The sequence below is a fragment of the Pseudomonas sp. B21-032 genome (assembly GCF_024748965.1).
In the GTDB taxonomy this organism is placed as follows: domain Bacteria; phylum Pseudomonadota; class Gammaproteobacteria; order Pseudomonadales; family Pseudomonadaceae; genus Aquipseudomonas.
The window spans coordinates 4,219,958-4,236,655 of sequence record NZ_CP087180.1 but is presented as its reverse complement, the minus strand read 5'-3'; the positions used below and the strand labels follow the sequence as shown (position 1 = coordinate 4,236,655).

Annotated in this window: 12 protein-coding genes and 5 tRNA genes; 12 read left to right on the top strand and 5 right to left on the bottom strand. The window is 62.7% G+C overall.

All coding sequences use genetic code 11. From position 1 onward, the window contains the following. The gene (locus tag LOY54_RS19435) at positions 1 to 561 is read left to right on the top strand and encodes a DUF1285 domain-containing protein (protein ID WP_045195140.1); all 561 of its coding nucleotides are present in this window, start codon (positions 1 to 3) and stop codon (positions 559 to 561) included. Positions 562 to 666: 105 nt separating this feature from the next. On the opposite strand, the gene LOY54_RS19430 is transcribed toward LOY54_RS19435, so the two are convergent. Both LOY54_RS19430 and LOY54_RS19425 read right to left on the bottom strand, forming a co-directional pair. Then, positions 667 to 742 (bottom strand) — tRNA-Asn (locus LOY54_RS19430). A gap of 63 nt (positions 743 to 805) precedes the next feature. Continuing rightward, the gene (locus tag LOY54_RS19425; RefSeq protein WP_258607627.1) at positions 806 to 2,002 is read right to left on the bottom strand and encodes an amino acid aminotransferase; all 1,197 of its coding nucleotides are present in this window, start codon (positions 2,000 to 2,002) and stop codon (positions 806 to 808) included. 308 nt (positions 2,003 to 2,310) lie between these two features. On the opposite strand from LOY54_RS19425, the gene uvrB reads away from it, so the two are divergent. After that, on the top strand, positions 2,311 to 4,326 hold the full coding sequence (gene uvrB, locus LOY54_RS19420; RefSeq protein ID WP_258607625.1) for an excinuclease ABC subunit UvrB: 2,016 nt from the start codon (positions 2,311 to 2,313) through the stop codon (positions 4,324 to 4,326). A gap of 85 nt (positions 4,327 to 4,411) precedes the next feature. On the opposite strand, the gene LOY54_RS19415 is transcribed toward uvrB, so the two are convergent. Next, the gene (locus LOY54_RS19415; RefSeq protein WP_258607623.1) at positions 4,412 to 5,962 is read right to left on the bottom strand and encodes an MDR family MFS transporter; all 1,551 of its coding nucleotides are present in this window, start codon (positions 5,960 to 5,962) and stop codon (positions 4,412 to 4,414) included. Then, entirely contained in the window at positions 5,952 to 7,001 is a 1,050-nt protein-coding gene (locus LOY54_RS19410; RefSeq protein ID WP_045195134.1) for an HlyD family secretion protein, read from the bottom strand. Before LOY54_RS19410 ends, LOY54_RS19415 begins: the two co-directional genes overlap by 11 nt. Positions 7,002 to 7,145: 144 nt before the next feature. Here LOY54_RS19410 and gltX point away from each other — a divergent pair, with 144 nt between their 5' ends. From gltX to LOY54_RS19360, 10 genes are all read left to right on the top strand, one after another. Continuing rightward, positions 7,146 to 8,627 carry a glutamate--tRNA ligase gene (gltX, locus tag LOY54_RS19405; RefSeq protein WP_045195132.1) on the top strand — a complete coding sequence of 494 codons (1,482 nt, stop codon included), beginning with the start codon at positions 7,146 to 7,148 and terminating at the stop codon, positions 8,625 to 8,627. A gap of 280 nt (positions 8,628 to 8,907) precedes the next feature. Next, positions 8,908 to 8,983, top strand: a tRNA-Ala gene (locus tag LOY54_RS19400). Between the two features lie 79 nt (positions 8,984 to 9,062). After that, positions 9,063 to 9,138: transfer RNA gene (locus tag LOY54_RS19395), tRNA-Glu, on the top strand. A 53-nt stretch (positions 9,139 to 9,191) separates the two neighbouring features. Beyond that, positions 9,192 to 9,267 (top strand) — tRNA-Ala (locus tag LOY54_RS19390). Positions 9,268 to 9,311: 44 nt separating this feature from the next. Then, positions 9,312 to 9,387, top strand: a tRNA-Glu gene (locus LOY54_RS19385). Positions 9,388 to 9,565: 178 nt separating this feature from the next. Further along, the gene (locus LOY54_RS19380; protein WP_045195130.1) at positions 9,566 to 10,105 is read left to right on the top strand and encodes a TetR/AcrR family transcriptional regulator; all 540 of its coding nucleotides are present in this window, start codon (positions 9,566 to 9,568) and stop codon (positions 10,103 to 10,105) included. A gap of 28 nt (positions 10,106 to 10,133) precedes the next feature. Then, the gene (locus LOY54_RS19375; protein ID WP_123567284.1) at positions 10,134 to 10,967 is read left to right on the top strand and encodes an alpha/beta fold hydrolase; all 834 of its coding nucleotides are present in this window, start codon (positions 10,134 to 10,136) and stop codon (positions 10,965 to 10,967) included. A 44-nt stretch (positions 10,968 to 11,011) separates the two neighbouring features. Beyond that, positions 11,012 to 11,452: a thioesterase family protein gene (locus tag LOY54_RS19370; RefSeq protein ID WP_045195126.1), complete on the top strand. Its 441-nt coding sequence runs from the start codon at positions 11,012 to 11,014 to the stop codon at positions 11,450 to 11,452. A gap of 49 nt (positions 11,453 to 11,501) precedes the next feature. After that, positions 11,502 to 12,461, top strand: coding sequence for a tRNA-dihydrouridine synthase (locus LOY54_RS19365; RefSeq protein WP_258594430.1), 960 nt, complete (start codon positions 11,502 to 11,504; stop codon positions 12,459 to 12,461). A gap of 115 nt (positions 12,462 to 12,576) precedes the next feature. Next, on the top strand, positions 12,577 to 13,023 hold the full coding sequence (locus tag LOY54_RS19360; protein WP_045195122.1) for an Hsp20 family protein: 447 nt from the start codon (positions 12,577 to 12,579) through the stop codon (positions 13,021 to 13,023). 335 nt (positions 13,024 to 13,358) lie between these two features. Here LOY54_RS19360 and LOY54_RS19355 read toward each other — a convergent pair whose 3' ends face one another. Then, positions 13,359 to 16,655 (bottom strand): PAS domain S-box protein, encoded by a 3,297-nt coding sequence (locus tag LOY54_RS19355; protein ID WP_045195120.1) that lies wholly within the window; start codon positions 16,653 to 16,655, stop codon positions 13,359 to 13,361. Positions 16,656 to 16,698 lie beyond the last annotated feature (43 nt).

Below are 16,698 nucleotides of genomic sequence, written 5' to 3'. Positions count from 1 at the left end.
ATGCAAGACACCGGCAAGGCCAATGATCTGCTGGCGCAGATTCCCAAGGCAGAAAAGGGCCTGCCGCCCGTGCACCTGTGGAACCCGGATTTTTGCGGCGACATCGACATGCGCATCGCCCGTGACGGCACCTGGTACTACCTGGGTACGCCGATCGGGCGCAAGCCGATGGTGCGGCTGTTCTCGACCATCATCCGCCGCGACGGTGACGACTACTTCCTGGTGACGCCAGTGGAGAAGGTCGGCATCAAGGTCGATGACGCGCCCTTTGTTGCGGTCAGCCTGGAGGTGCAGGGCGAGGGTGAGCAGCAATTGTTGCGCTTTACCAGCAATGTCGACGACCAGGTCGAGGCCGGCCCCGAGCATCCGCTGCGCGTTGAAATCGACGCGCAGACCCAGGAGCCTTCGCCGTACGTGCACATGCGTAGCAACCTCGAAGCGTTGATCCATCGCAATGTCTTCTACCAGTTGGTCGAACTGGCGGTGCCCAGGCAGATCGATGGCCAGCAGTGGCTGGGCGTCTGGAGTGGTGGCTGTTTCTACCCCATCGGCCGGACCTGATCGTCCGCCCGGTTTTCCCTGAGGGGTGACCGGGCTGCGCGATTTAATCTGCCAGAAACGAAAAAACCTCCAGTGCTCAGGGCAACTGGAGGTTTTTCAGGTGTTTGGCTCCGCGACCAGGACTCGAACCTGGGACCCAATGATTAACAGTCATTTGCTCTACCGACTGAGCTATCGCGGAATCTGTGGCGTATCTTACTGATTGCTAAGGGGAAGTCAAGCCTCCCCTATGCAATTGAGTAAATTACAGGACCTCGACGATCGCCTTGGTCACCACATGGATGTTGCTTTGGTTCAGCGAGGCGACGCAGATGCGACCGGTATCCAGAGCATAGATACCGAACTCGTTCTTCAGGCGCGCGACCTGCTCAACGGTCAGGCCCGAGTAGGAGAACATGCCGCACTGGCGACCGACGAAGCTGAAGTCCTGCTTGGCGCCGTACTCGGCCAGCAGCTCGACCATCTGCTTGCGCATGCCGTGGATGCGCTGGCGCATCTCGGCCAGCTCGTCTTCCCACATCTTGCGCAGCTCTGGGCTGTTGAGCACGGTGGCGACGATGGTCGCGCCGTGGGTCGGCGGGTTGGAGTAGTTGGTGCGGATCACGCGCTTGACTTGCGACAGCACGCGGGTGGCCTCTTCCTTGGACGCGGTGACGATCGACAGGGCGCCAACGCGCTCGCCGTACAGCGAGAAGGATTTGGAGAACGAGCTGGAGACGAAGAAGTCCAGGCCCGACTCGGCGAACAGGCGTACCGCGGCGGCGTCTTCAGTGATGCCGGCGCCAAAGCCCTGGTAGGCCATGTCGAGGAACGGCACGTGGCCTTTGGCCTTGACCACTTCGAGAACGTTTTTCCAGTCTTGCGGGGTCAGGTCGACACCGGTCGGGTTGTGGCAGCAGGCGTGCAGCACAATGATCGAGCCAGACGGCAGGGCGTTGAGGTCTTCGAGCATGCCGCTGCGGTTGACGTCGTGGGTGGCGGCGTCGTAGTAGCGGTAGTTCTGGACCGGGAAGCCAGCGGTTTCGAACAGGGCGCGGTGGTTTTCCCAGCTCGGGTCGCTGATGGCGACGACGGCGTTCGGCGACAGCTGCTTGAGGAAGTCGGCACCGATCTTCAGGGCGCCGGTACCGCCGACGGCCTGGGTGGTGATCACGCGACCGGCGCTCAGCAGTGGCGACTCGGCACCGAACAGCAGCTTCTGTACGGCCTGGTCGTAAGCGACGATACCGTCGATCGGCAGGTAACCGCGGGAAGCGTGCTGGGCAGCGCGCTGGGTTTCGGCTTCGATCACTGCACGCAGCAGTGGGATACGCCCTTCTTCGTTGCAGTAAACACCTACACCCAGGTTGACCTTGTTGCTACGGGTATCGGCGTTGAAAGCTTCGTTGAGGCCCAGAATGGGATCGCGTGGTGCCAGCTCGACAGCGGAAAACAGGCTCATTATTACCTTGGCTCTGAATGGAGAGTGGAAGAGGTCGCACGCTCCAGTCGCTTGCACTAGAGCGGTGCACAAACGGGGAGTCAGTATAGTGATACCGCTCGGTCACGGCGACAGTCTGTCGCAGCTTTTCCTGCTGTTTGACCGAATATTTTTCGACCGTTAGTCGATTTCACCGGTCCATACTCAGAAATGCCCGGGTTACTCAGTTGAAACTGGCGCAAGGGGCCCTTAATTCGGTATAACTACTGTCTATAAATACAGTTGCCCGCGCCAGCGATGAAACCATCGCGATCACACAGAGGTTTGTCATGTCCGAGTTCCAGCTCGTCACCCGTTTCCAGCCGGCCGGCGACCAGCCCGAGGCCATTCGCCTGATGGTCGAAGGAATCGAGGCGGGCCTTGCGCACCAGACCCTGCTCGGGGTGACCGGCTCAGGCAAGACCTTCAGCATTGCCAACGTGATCGCCCAGGTGCAGCGCCCGACATTGGTGCTGGCGCCGAACAAGACCCTGGCGGCGCAGCTGTATGGCGAGTTCAAGTCATTCTTCCCGAACAACGCCGTCGAGTACTTCGTTTCCTACTACGACTACTACCAGCCCGAAGCCTACGTGCCGTCCTCGGACACCTTTATCGAGAAGGACGCCTCGATCAACGACCATATCGAGCAGATGCGCCTGTCGGCGACCAAGGCGCTGCTGGAGCGCCGTGATGCGATCATTGTCACCACGGTGTCCTGCATCTATGGTCTGGGCAGTCCGGAAACCTACCTGAAGATGGTCCTGCACGTGGACCGCGGCGACAAGCTCGACCAGCGTGCGCTGCTGCGCCGCCTGGCCGACCTGCAGTACACCCGCAACGAAATGGACTTTGCCCGCGCTACCTTCCGCGTGCGCGGTGATGTGATCGATATCTTCCCGGCCGAATCGGACCTGGAAGCCATCCGCATCGAGCTGTTCGACGACGAGGTCGAGAACATCGCCGCCTTCGATCCGCTGACCGGCGAGGTGATCCGCAAGCTGCCGCGTTTCACCTTCTACCCCAAGAGCCATTACGTGACCCCGCGCGAGACCCTGCTCGAGGCCGTGGACGGCATCAAGGAGGAACTGGCCCAGCGCCTTGAGTACCTGCACAAGGCCAACAAACTGGTCGAGGCCCAGCGCCTGGAGCAGCGCACCCGCTTTGACCTGGAGATGATCCTCGAGCTGGGTTACTGCAACGGCATCGAAAACTACTCGCGCTACCTCTCCGGGCGCCCGGCCGGGGCAGCGCCACCGACTCTTTACGACTATCTGCCGGACGATGCCCTGCTGGTAATTGACGAATCCCACGTCAGCGTTCCGCAAGTCGGCGCCATGTACAAGGGCGACCGCTCGCGCAAGGAAACCCTGGTCGAGTACGGCTTTCGCCTGCCCTCGGCGCTGGACAACCGGCCGATGCGCTTTGACGAGTGGGAAAACGTCAGCCCGCAGACCATCTTCGTTTCTGCGACCCCCGGCAACTACGAGGCCGAACATGCTGGCCGCGTGGTTGAACAGGTGGTGCGCCCCACCGGCCTGGTCGATCCGCAGGTCGAAGTGCGCCCGGCCACCACCCAGGTCGACGACCTGCTCTCGGAGATCCGCAAGCGCGTGGCGGTCGAAGAGCGCGTGCTGGTCACCACCCTGACCAAACGCATGGCCGAGGACCTCACCGACTACCTGGCCGACCACGATGTGCGCGTGCGCTACCTGCACTCGGACATCGATACAGTGGAGCGGGTCGAGATCATCCGCGACCTGCGCCTGGGTACCTTCGATGTGCTGGTGGGCATCAACCTGCTGCGTGAAGGCCTGGATATGCCGGAGGTATCGCTGGTGGCGATTCTCGATGCCGACAAGGAAGGTTTCCTGCGTTCCGAGCGCTCGCTGATCCAGACCATCGGCCGCGCGGCGCGTAACCTCAATGGCCGGGCGATCCTCTATGCCGACAACATGACCGGCTCCATGCAGCGGGCGATTGGCGAGACCGAGCGGCGCCGCGACAAGCAGGTCGCCTTCAACGCCGCCAACGGCATCGTGCCCAAGGGCGTGGTCAAGGACATCACCGACATCATGGAAGGCGCCAACGTGCCCGGCTCGCGCAGCAAGAAGCGCAAGGGCATGGCCAAGGCGGCAGAGGAGAGCGCCCGTTACGAAGCCGAACTGCGCTCACCGGGCGAGATCGCCAAGCGCATCAAGCAGCTGGAAGAGAAGATGTATCAGCTGGCGCGGGACCTGGAGTTCGAAGCGGCGGCGCAGTTGCGCGACGAGATTACCGCGCTGCGCGAGCGGATGATCACCACCTGAGGGCCTTATCGCTGGCCCTATGATTGCCATAACTGTGGGAGCGGCGGTGCGACGCCTCGACTTGACCCGCGATAAGGCGCCGCGATTAGTGCGCTTCCCCAGCCTTCAACCCCTGCGGCAATTTGCGCGTCATCACCACCGCCAGCATGCTGATCGCCAAGCCGATGCCGACAAAGTGGAAGGCATCGTTATAGGCCATGATCATCGCCTGCTGGTGGGTGATTTCACTCAGCTTGCCCAGCGCCGCCGCATCGCTGCCCAGTCGCTCTGCCAGTTGCGCCAGACGCTCCGCCACCTGCGGGTTGCTTGGCACGATGGCCTCGCGCAGGTAATCGAAATACACCTTGGTCCGTGCATCCAGCAAGGTCGCCAGCAAGGCGATGCCGATGGCGCCACCCAGGTTGCGCAAGATGTTGAACAGGCTCGAGGCCGAGCCGGCGTCCTGCGGCTGGATGTACGCGGTGGCAATCAGCGAGATGGTCACCATGATCATCGGTTGGCCGAGGGCGCGGATGATCTGGATATGGTTGAACTGCTCGCCGGCAAAGTCCGGGTTGAGCACCCCGGAGCCGAAACTGGCCAGGCCGAACAGGCCGAAACCCAGGGTGCAGAGGATCTTCGGTGAAATCACCTTCATCAGCTGCGGCACCAGCGGAATCAGGAACAGCTGCGGAATGCCCATCCACATGATCACTTCACCGATCTGCAGGGCGTTGTAGTTCTGGATCTGCGCCAGGTAAAGCGGCAGCAGGTAGATCGAACCGTACAAACCCACGCCCATGCCCAGGCTGGCAATGCTCGACAGGCCGAAGTTGCGGTTGCCAAGGATGCGCAGGTTGATCAGCGGGTTGGGTTTGGAAAACTGCAGGATCACGAAGGTGATCAGGCTGAGCAGGGCGATGCTGCCCAGGGTGACGATCAGGCTCGATTCCAGCCAGTCCTTGCGGTGGCCTTCCTCGAGAAATACCTGCAGGCAGCCAAGGCCGACGCCGAGCGTGACGATACCGGCATAGTCAGTGCTTTTCAGCAGTTCCCAATGGGCTTCTTTCTTCTCCAGGCCGTACAGCAAGCCGCCGATCATGATCAGCCCCGGCGGGATGTTGATATAGAAGATGTACTCCCAGCCCCAGTTCTCGGTCAGCCAGCCACCCAGGGTCGGGCCGATCGAGGGGGCGAAGGTGGCGGTCATGGCGAACATGGCCATGCCCTTGGCCCGGTGGTGTTCGGGCAGCTTGATCAGGGTCAGGGTGAAGGCCAGGGGGATCAGCGCGCCGCCGGTAAAGCCCTGCATGGCGCGGAAGACGATCATGCTCTCCAGGTTCCAGGCCATGGAGCAGAGTAGCGATGAGGCCAGAAAGCCCAGCGACACCCACACCGCCAGGCGCCGCGCCGACAGCAGTTGCACCAGCCAGGCGGTGAGCGGGATCATGATGATCTCGGCCACCAGGTAGGAGGTGGAAATCCACGAGCCTTCCTCCAGGGTTGCCGACAGCGCGCCCTGGATGTCCTTGAGCGAGGAATTGGTGATCTGGATGTCCAGCACCGCCATGAAGGCGCCGAGCATCACGCTCATTACCGCGATCCAGTCGCGCCGGCTGGGTTCGCCGGCGGGACGGATCAACTGGTCACCGGCCATGGTCGGCGTTGTCGCGGATATCAACGGTGGCGGTTACCGACATGCCCGGGCGGATCTTGCCGTGCAGCGGGTTGTTGGCGGCGAAGGTCAGTTTTACCGGAATGCGCTGCACCACCTTGGTGAAGTTGCCGGTGGCGTTGTCGGGCGGCAGCAGGCTGAACTGCGCGCCGGAGGCGGCGAACAGGCTGTCGACCCGCGCTTCGATCGGGGTGTCCGGGTAGCTGTCGAACAGCAGTTCAGCCTTTTGCCCGGGCTGCATGTGGCCGATCTGGGTTTCTTTGAAGTTGGCCTGAATCCAGATGTCTTCATCGGGGACGATCGACAGCAGGTAGGCGCCGGCCTGGACCACCTGGCCATTGCGCGCGGCGCGCTGGCCGATGATGCCGCTGATCGGGGCGTGGATTTCGCTGCGGGTCAGGTTCAGCTCGGCCTGGGCCAGGTCGGCGCGGGCGTTGACGATCTGCGCATCGAGGCGCTTGATCTCGGCGGCCAGGGCGTTGACCTGCTGGCGCTGGCCTTGCAGGTCGGCCTGGGCCTTGCTCACCTGGGAGCGGGCGACGTGGTTTTCGGCTGACAGTGTGGTGACCCGTTCTTCCGAGACAAAGCCCGGTTTGCGCAGGGCCTCGGCGCGGTTCAGGTCCAGTTGCGCACGGCCGAGGGTGGCCTGGTTGGCGGCAACCTGCGCTTTTCCTGCGGCAATCAGGCTGGCTTGCTGGGTGAGCCGGCTTTCGGCCTGCAGGCGTTCGGCTTCGCGGGTATCGAGGGCGGCGCGGGCGCGTTCAACGGCCAGGCGAAAATCTTCGGGCTCAAGGCGCACCAGCAGGTCGCCCTTGGCCACGTGCTGGTTGTCCTGTACCAGCACTTGATCGATGCGCGCGCTCAGCTGGCTGGAAACCCGGGTTATTTCGCCCTGCACGTAGGCGTTGTCGGTGCTTTCATAGAAGCGTCCCTTGAAGTACCAGTGGGCCAGGAAGGCGAGGGCAATCAGCAGGACAAGGGCAAGAAAAATCAGCAGGCGACGCTTGAGTTGGGCAGGCATGGGTACGATCGTTGTAAAAATGTAAGCAAATTTAACAGCGTTTGCAGCCGTGCTTACAAGTGCCGATCGCGCCCATTGCTGGAGCCCGGTGCCCGCTCCCTGTTAACATCCAGCCTTTGTTTCATCTCTAGTTCGAGACTGTCCATGACCACCGTTCGCACGCGTATCGCGCCTTCGCCTACTGGCGATCCCCACGTCGGCACCGCTTACATCGCCCTGTTCAACTACTGCTTTGCCAAGCAGCACGGCGGCGAGTTCATCCTGCGTATCGAAGATACCGACCAGCTGCGCTCGACCCGCGAGTCGGAACAGCAAATCTTCGACGCTCTGCGCTGGCTCGGCATCGAGTGGAGCGAAGGTCCGGACGTCGGCGGCCCGCATGGCCCTTACCGGCAGAGCGAGCGGGGCGATATCTACAAGCAGTACGCCCAGCAACTGGTCGACCTTGGCCACGCCTTCCCGTGCTTCTGCACCGCCGAAGAGCTCGACCAGATGCGTGCCGAGCAGATGGCCCGCGGCGAAACCCCGCGCTACGACGGTCGCGCCTTGCTGCTGTCGGCTGAAGAAGTGCAGCGCCGCCTGGCCGCTGGCGAGCCGCACGTGATCCGCATGAAGGTGCCGAGTGAAGGCGTCTGCGTGGTCCCGGACATGCTCCGTGGCGACGTCGAAATCCCGTGGGACCGCATGGACATGCAGGTGCTGATGAAGACCGACGGCCTGCCGACCTACTTCCTGGCCAACGTCGTCGATGACCACCTGATGGGCATCACCCACGTGCTGCGCGGCGAAGAATGGCTGCCGTCGGCGCCCAAGCTGATCAAGCTGTACGAGTACTTCGGCTGGGAACAGCCGACCCTGTGCTACATGCCGCTGCTGCGTAACCCGGACAAGAGCAAGCTGTCCAAGCGCAAGAACCCGACCTCGGTGACCTTCTACGAGCGCATGGGCTTCATGCCCGAAGCCATGCTCAACTACCTGGGCCGCATGGGCTGGTCGATGCCCGACGAGCGCGAGAAGTTCTCCCTGGCCGAGATGGTCGAGCACTTCGACCTGTCGCGGGTGTCCCTCGGCGGGCCGATCTTCGACATCGAGAAGCTGTCGTGGCTCAACGGCCAATGGCTGCGCGAGCTGCCGGTAGAGGAATTCGCTGCGCGCCTGCAGAAGTGGGCATTCAACAGCGACTACATGATGCAGATCGCGCCGCACGTGCAGGGCAGGGTAGAGACCTTCAGCCAGGTCGTGCCGCTGGGCGGCTTCTTCTTTGAAGGTGCGCTCAAGCTCGACGCCAAGCTGTTCGAAAGCAAAAAACTCTCGGCCGACCAGGTACGCCAGGTGATCCAGCTGATCCTGTGGAAGCTCGAAAGCCTGCGCCAGTGGGAAAAAGAGCGGATCACCGCTTGCATCCAGGCTGTGGTCGAAGCCCTGGAGCTGAAGCTGCGTGATGCCATGCCGCTGATGTTTGCCGCCATCACCGGCCAGGCCAGCTCGGTTTCGGTGCTCGATGCCATGGAAATCCTCGGCCCGGACCTGACCCGCTACCGCCTGCGCCAGGCTCTGGACCTGCTCGGTGGTGTGTCGAAGAAAGAAAACAAAGAGTGGGAAAAGCTCCTGGGCACCATCGCCTGATTGCCTGACCTTGGTAAAACTTCGCGGGGCAAGCCCGCTCCTACCTGTTCAGTAGGAGCGGGCTTGCCCCGCGAAGAGGCCCGCAAACCCCTGTAAATCCGGGGTGTTTCATCCGCTCGGGCGGTAAGTGTTTGTTATCTCGGAAATTTTTTTTGAATTTTGTTGAAAATATATTTGACAGGTTCGCCATCCGATCTTAATATGCGCCCCGTCCACAGCGATGAACGAAAACGAAACGCGAAGCACCCAGCCAAGCGGTTCAAGTTCAAAGCGACATTGTGGGGCTATAGCTCAGCTGGGAGAGCGCCTGCATGGCATGCAGGAGGTCAGCGGTTCGATCCCGCTTAGCTCCACCAAATTCCGATTCGCAGTCAGCTAGACTGACTGCGAAATCAACCGGGTTCCAGCGACCGGGTTGGTAAGGTAAGAAGGTTCGTCCCCTTCGTCTAGTGGCCTAGGACACCGCCCTTTCACGGCGGTAACAGGGGTTCGAGTCCCCTAGGGGACGCCAGTTTTACACAAGCGACATCGAAAGAAGTCGCTGGGCCGCGAGGCTAGAAATCTGGGGCTATAGCTCAGCTGGGAGAGCGCCTGCATGGCATGCAGGAGGTCAGCGGTTCGATCCCGCTTAGCTCCACCAATTTTGCCAGGATTCGTGAAAACGGATCTGCACGAAGGTTACAAGTCCCCTTCGTCTAGTGGCCTAGGACACCGCCCTTTCACGGCGGTAACAGGGGTTCGAGTCCCCTAGGGGACGCCATTTTACCCACTTTGTGGGATTTCAAGGCTCATTCGATTATTGAATGAGCCTTTTGTTTTTGTCTCGAAAAAACTTCTCCGCACACCTTTCTTGCCTGACGCGACCAGCGGCAGCAATTTCTGCTTGCGAAAAAATATTATGAGAATAATATTCTAACCATAATATTTTGGAGGCGAGCATGAACGACAAAAAGGCCAAGACCCGCGAACGGATTCTCGATGCTGCCTGCAGTGCGCTGATCCAGCATGGCCCCGCCGAGCCGAGCGTCAATCAGGTGATGGGCGCCGCCGGCCTGACCGTCGGTGGCTTCTACGCCCATTTCGACAGCAAGGACGCGTTGATGCTCGAAGCCTTTCGCCAGTTGCTGGGCGAGCGTCGGGCGCTGCTCGCCGAAGTCGACCCGAACATGAGCGGCGAGGAGCGCCGGGCCCTGGTTGCCGCCTTCTACCTGTCGCGCAAGCACCGCGACGCCACCGAGCGTGCCTGCCCGCTGCCCACCTCGCTGGGCGAAATGGCGCGCCTTCCGGAGGCCTTCCGCGAAGTGCTGGCCGAACACATTGAACTGATGATGGCCAACCTCGCCGACAGCCCGGAAGAGGCCGACAAGGTGCTCGCCGACATGGCCCTGATGATTGGTGGCCTGGCCCTGGCCCGGGCCCTGGGCACTGACGAGCTGTCTGACCGCATCCTGCGCGCCGCCAAGTCGGCGGTTGTCTGAACTACGCGATATCCACCGGAGTGAAGCGATGAATACCTTGAGCTGGATTCGTAGCGTTAACGGCACCCTCGGGCATCTGGCGCCGGAACATATCGCGCGCAAGATGCGCCGTGCCTTCATGACCCCGCGCAACCGGCCGCCGCGAGACTGGGAGCTGCCGCTGCTGGCCCGCGCCGAGCGCATCACCTTGCGTTTCGGCCTCTCGGCACTGCGCTGGGGCCAGGGCCCGACCGTGCTGCTGATGCACGGCTGGGAAGGGCGCCCGACCCAGTTCGCCCACCTGATCGACAGCCTGGTCGACGCCGGTTACACCGCCGTGGCCCTGGAAGGCCCGGCCCATGGCCGCTCGCCGGGCAACGAAGCTAACGTGGTGCTGTTCGCCCGTGCCTTGCTGGAAGCCGCCGCCGAACTGCCGCCGCTCAAGGCCGTGGTTGGCCATTCCATGGGCGGCGCCAGCATGCTCCTGGCGTTGCAGTGGGGGCTGCGCGCCGAAGTGGCGGTGAGCATCGCCGCGCCGGCGCAGTTGCTTGGCGTGATCCGCGGTTTCGCTCGTCACCTGGGCATGCCGGCGCGGGCGCGGGCGGCGTTCATTCGCCAGATTGAGCGCGATGTCGGCGTGCAGATTTCCCGCCTGGATGTCAGCGGCTACCAACTGGAGCTGCCCGGCTTGATCGTGCATGCCGAGGACGACCAATTGGTACCGGTAGACGAGTCCGACGCCATCCACCGCGCCTGGTTCGACAGCCGCCTGCTGCGCCTGCCCGACGGTGGTCACCTGCGGGTGCTGGCTGACCCACAAGTGCGCGAAGGGGTGCTGGCGCTGCTGCAGCGCAGCAGTTCACCGGCCCGGCAATCGGCCTGAGCATCCGGTACACTCTGCCCGTTAACCACGGATCTGGAGCGGGCATGAGTTGGGACCTGGCAACACCGTTCATCATCGACCTGCGGGTCGCTGCCGACGACATCGACGGCCTCGGCCACGCCAACAACGCGGTCTACGTCACCTGGCTCGAGCGCTGCGCCTGGCGCCACTCCCAGCGCCTGGGGCTGGACCTGGCCGAATACCGGCGCCTGGACCGGGCCATGGCGGTGGTCCGCCACGAAATCGACTACCTGGCCGCTGCCTACGAAGACGACGAGCTGCAACTGGCAACCTGGATCGTCGACTGGGACCAGCGGCTGAAAATGACCCGGCGCTTCCAGCTGGTCCGCCCCAGCGACGGCACCACCTTGCTGCGTGCGCAAACCACCTTCGTCTGCATCGAGTTATCCACAGGGCGACCCAAGCGCATGCCGGCCGAGTTTATCGACGGCTATGGCCCGGCGCTGATGGCCGGAGCGCTGTAAGCCGCGGATTTTGCTAGACTGCCGGCCTTTTCCAGCCGAGATGCAACCCATGCAAATTGCCCTGGCCCCGATGGAGGGGCTGGTCGACGATATTCTTCGCGACGTACTGACCCAGGTGGGCGGCATCGACTGGTGTGTCACCGAGTTCATTCGGGTCTGCGACCGCCTGCTGCCGGCGGCGACCTTCGAAAAGCTCGCGCCGGAGCTGAGCCAGGGCGCCCGCACTGCGGCCGGGGTGCCGTTGCGGGTGCAATTGCTCGGTTCCGACCCGGTGTGCCTGGCCGACAACGCAGTGCTGGCCTGTGAGCTGGGCGCGCCGGTGATCGACCTCAACTTTGGCTGCCCGGCCAAGACCGTCAACAAGTCGCGGGGCGGAGCGGTGCTGCTCAAGGAGCCGGAACTGCTGCACGCGATCTTGCGTGAAGTGCGTCGCGCGGTGCCTGCGCATATCCCGGTCACGGCCAAGATGCGCCTGGGTTTCGACAGCCCCGACGGCGCCCTGGACTGCGCCCGGGCCCTGGCCGAAGGCGGCGCCGAGCAGTTGGTGGTGCACGCGCGGACCAAAGTTGACGGCTACAAGCCGCCGGCCCATTGGGAGTGGGTGGCGCGGGTGCAAGAGGTGGTCAAGGTGCCGGTGTATGCCAACGGCGAGGTCTGGACCCTGGAAGACTGGCGGCGCTGCCGCGAAGTCAGTGGCGTTGAAGACATCATGCTGGGGCGTGGCCTGGTTTCGCGCCCGGACCTGGCCCGGCAGATTGCCGCCGAACGTGATGGCGTCGAGTTCGTGCCCATGGACTGGCAGAGCTTGCTGCCGCTGATCCAGGACTTCTGGGGCCAGGCCCGCGCGCAGATGACCCCGCGCCAGGCGCCGGGGCGTCTCAAGCAATGGGTGGCGATGCTGACCCGCACCTACCCCGAAGCGGTGGCGCTGTTCACCGAATTGCGTCGGGAAACCGACTGCGATCGGGTCGGGCAGTTGATTGGTGTACCGGTCAGCGAGGCGGCCTGAAAAAATTTTTGCAGGGTTGCTTGAAAAGCAGGCGAGGGTCCTTATCTAGGGAGTACGCGATGCCGAAGTCGGGTCGCGCTACTACACAACCTCGCTGATTTTCAGGAGATGCATCATGACTACTGCTTTTTCTCTGGCTCCACTGTTCCGTCATTCCGTAGGTTTCGACCGTTTCAATGACCTGTTCGAGTCTGCGGCGCGTAATGAGGCGGGTAGCAGCTACCCTCCCTACAACGTTGAAAAACATGGCGATGACCATTATCGAATCGTCGTTGCTGCGGCCGGTTTCCAGGAGCAGGATCTGGACCTGCAGGTGGAAAAAGGCGTCTTGACCGTGACTGGCGGCAAGCGTGACAGCAACGCTGATAGCGTTACCTATCTGCATCAGGGCATCGCCCAACGGGCGTTCAAGTTGTCGTTCCGGTTGGCTGACCATATCGAGGTCAAGGCGGCTGGTCTGGCGAACGGGCTGCTGAGCATTGATCTGCTGAGGATTGTGCCGGAAGAGGCCAAGGCCAAGCGGATTCCTATCAATGGTGAGAGCAAGCCTGCTCTGAATTGATTGTTTGATGTGAATGAGGGCACCTTCGGGTGCCCTTTTTGTCTTTGGTGATTATCCATTGGCGAGGGTGCTGCCGAGGCACCTTTCCGCCCTTACGGCGGCTTACTTTTTTCAGTCGAAAGAAAAGTAAGCAAAAATTCTCGCCCCACCAGTGGGCCCTACGCTGCGCTTCGGGTTCCCTCGCTCCGGTGTCGCTACGGCCCTTCTGGTTAACGGGGCCGGCAGATCAAGAGCACGATTCGAGTTGCTTTTGTGGGAGCGGGCTTGACCCGCGATGCGATGTGGCGGGCGGGACGATATCGCGGAGCTAGCCCGCTTCTACATTTTCGAAAGCTTCAGTAGCCCGCCGGCGCTTCAAGCAACATCGCCCGAAACTCCCCCAGCGGCAACGGCCGGCTATGCAGGTAGCCCTGGTACAGGTGGCAGCCCAGCCGCTCAAGAAACTCCAGTTGCTCCGACAGCTCGACCCCTTCGGCAATCACCGCCAGGTCCAGGCTGCGGGCCATGGCGACGATGGCGCGGACGATTTCGGCGTCGTTGGGGTCGATCGGGGCGTCGCGGACGAAGGACTGGTCGATCTTCAGGGCATCCACCGGCAGGCGCTTGAGGTAGGTCAGCGAGGAGTAGCCGGTGCCGAAATCATCCATGGCAAAGCTCACGCCAAAGGCCTTGAGCTCGCGCATTTTGCTGATGGTGTCTTCGAGGTTCTGGATGACGATGCCTTCGGTGATTTCCAGCTTGAGGATCTTGTGCGGCAGGCGATAGTCGTCAAGGCTGCGCATTACCCGTTCGACGAAGTCGTTCTGGCGGAACTGGCGCGGGCTGATGTTCACGCACAGGCTGAAGTCGTCGGGGTCGATCAGGCCGTCGCGCAGCATACCGGCGCAGGCGTCGCAGGCTTCGTCGAGGATCCAGCTGCCAACTTCGAGGATCAGCCCGCTTTCTTCCAGTACCTGAATGAACTGCGCCGGCGGCTGCTGGCCCAGTTGCGGGTGGTGCCAGCGCAACAGCACTTCGGCGCCGACGATGCGGTTGTCGCGGGCGTCGACCTGGGGCTGGAAGTGCAGGGCCAGTTCGCCGCGGGCCAGGGCCAGGCGCAGGTCGTTTTCCATGCGCAGGCGCTCGCTGGCAGCCTTTTGCATGGTGGTGTGGAACATTTGCGTGGTGTTGCGCCCGGAGTCCTTGGCCCGGTACAGGGCGATGTCCGCACGCTTGAGCAAATCGGCCGGGGTCGAGCCGTGGTCGGGGATCAGCGCCACGCCGATGCTCGGCGTCACCTGCAGGCGCTGGCCGTCCAGCGACATTGGCTCGGCCAGCAGTTCGCGCAGGGTGTCGGCCAGTTCGCGGACTTTTTCCGTGACTTCCTCGCGGCTGCCTTCAAGGCCGCTGAGCAGCACCACGAACTCGTCACCGCCCAGGCGCGCGACGGTGTCTTCCAGGCGCACGCTGGCTTCCAGGCGCGCGGTGATGATCTTCAGCACCGTGTCGCCGACCGGATGGCCGAGCGAATCGTTGATGTGCTTGAAGTGGTCGAGGTCGAGAAACAGCAGGGCGCCACGCAGGTTGTGGCGCTTGAGCAGGGCGATCTGCTGGCTCAGGCGGTCCATCAACAGGGCGCGGTTGGGCAGGTTGGTCAGTGGGTCGTGGTAGGCCAGGTGGCGGATCTGCGCCTGGGCATTCTTCAACTGGCTGACGTCGCGGGCGGTGAGCAGCAGGCACTCGGTTTCGTTGAGGTTGATCGGCTCGATCGAAACCTCGACGGTGAGAATGTCGCCACGCTTGTTGCGCCCGAGCATTTCCCGGTGATGCACGCGGCCTTTGTCGTGGAATTCGTTGAGCAGCGCGGCGCGCTGTTTGTCGTCAGCCCAGATGCCGATGTCGTGCACAGTCTGGCCGATCACTTCAGCGGCGCTGTAGCCGGTCAGGCGGCAGAAACCGTCGTTGACCTCCAAGTAGCGGCCGCTGTCGCGTTCGGTGATGGTGATGGCGTCGGGGCTTGAATGGAAGGCCTTGGCGAATTTCTCTTCGCTGGCCTTGAGCGCCGCTTCGGCGCGCTGCTGCTGGGTGATGTCGCGCAGGGTGGTGACGCTGCAGGGCTGGTTGTCGACCTTGATCAGGCGGCTGGAAATCACGCAGGTCAGCGGCTGCCCGTCCTTGTGGTTGACCACCACGGCGACGTTGTTCAAGGCCTGGTCGCGGATCACCCGTTCGATGCGCCGGGCGCGTTCGGCCGACTCGGCCCACAGGCCGATCTGTTCGGCGGTGTTGCCCAGTACCTGTTCGGCGTTCCAGCCAAACACCTGGGTAAAGGCCGGGTTGATCTCGATGAACTGGCCGCTGTCCTGGCGGGTCACGCAGATCGGGTCGGGGCTGGCCTGGAACAGGCTGGCGAACTTTTCTTCGGAACTGGTCAGGCGCTGCTCGCGCTCCACTTGTTCGGTGATGTCCAGCAAGGTGCCGGCCATGCGCAGCGGGTTGCCCTGTTCATCGCGGTACAGGCGCGCGCGGCTTTCAATGAAGCGCGAGCTGCCGTCTTCCATCTGGATGCGGTAGGTGATCTGGTAATTGCCGGCCGGACCTTCGCGCAGGCTGCGGTAGGCCTGGCGCATGCTGCTGCGTTCCATTTCCGGCACGCCTTCGAAAAACGACTCGAAGGATTCGTGAAACGGCACCGGCTCAAGGCCGTGCAGTTCGGCGGCGCGCGCCGAGCCATAGAGCATGCCGCTGGGGATGTGCCAGTCCCAGGTGCCCAGTTGTGCCGAGTCCAGGGCCAGGTCCAGGCGTTCCTGGCTGTCCTTGAGCGCTTGTTCGGCGCGTTTGCGCTCGCTGGTGTCGACGAAGGTGCTGAGCAGGTAGGCGGTGCCTTCCAGGTCGATGTTCTGGGTACAGAGCAGGCCGTCGTGGACTTCGCCGCTGCTGCCGCGAAACTGCACCTCGAGGGTCACCGGGCCGCTGGTGCCGCTGGTCGCCGCCAGCACCTGCAGGCGCTGCTGTGGATGCACCCACAGGCCAAGTTCGAGGGTGCTCTTGTTGATGATCTGGTGGCCCGGCCAGCCGAGGATGTTCTCGAAGTGCTGGTTTACCTCGTAGATCATGCCGTCGGCGCGGCGGGTCAGGAGGATGACATTGGGGCTCAGGTGGAAGAGCGTGGCAAAGCGCTTTTCCGAGTTGATCAGCGCCGCTTCCCGTTCACGCTGGCGGGTAATTTCGCGAATCACCCCGACCATCTGTCGCCGGCCGTTGCGGTCCTTGGTCATGCTGCCGTTGATTTCCAGCCAGTGCAGGCTGCCGTCGGGCCAGCGGATGCGATGGCGCAGGGCTTGCTCGACCGGCTCGCCGTTGACCACCGCATGAAAGGCCTGCAGGGCGCGGGCGCGGTCTTCCATGGGCACCAGTTCCAGGTAGTCCAGGTCATTGGGCAGCGGCTGGTGCGGGTCAAAGCCGAACAGCGCCTGGGTGCCGCGCGACCAGCTGATCTGCCCGGTCTCGACATCCCAGAACCAGGCACCCAGGCGCGCACCGTTAAGCGCCGCCAACAGTTGCGGGGCGTTTTCCCAGGTTTGCTCCGATTCCTGGGGGTCCGCTGCATGAATTCGGGGCATGCGCGGAAAACGGTTTGCTGATTTGGGCATCGATACCAGACCTTTGGCAGATAACGCGTCCTTGAGCGGGCGG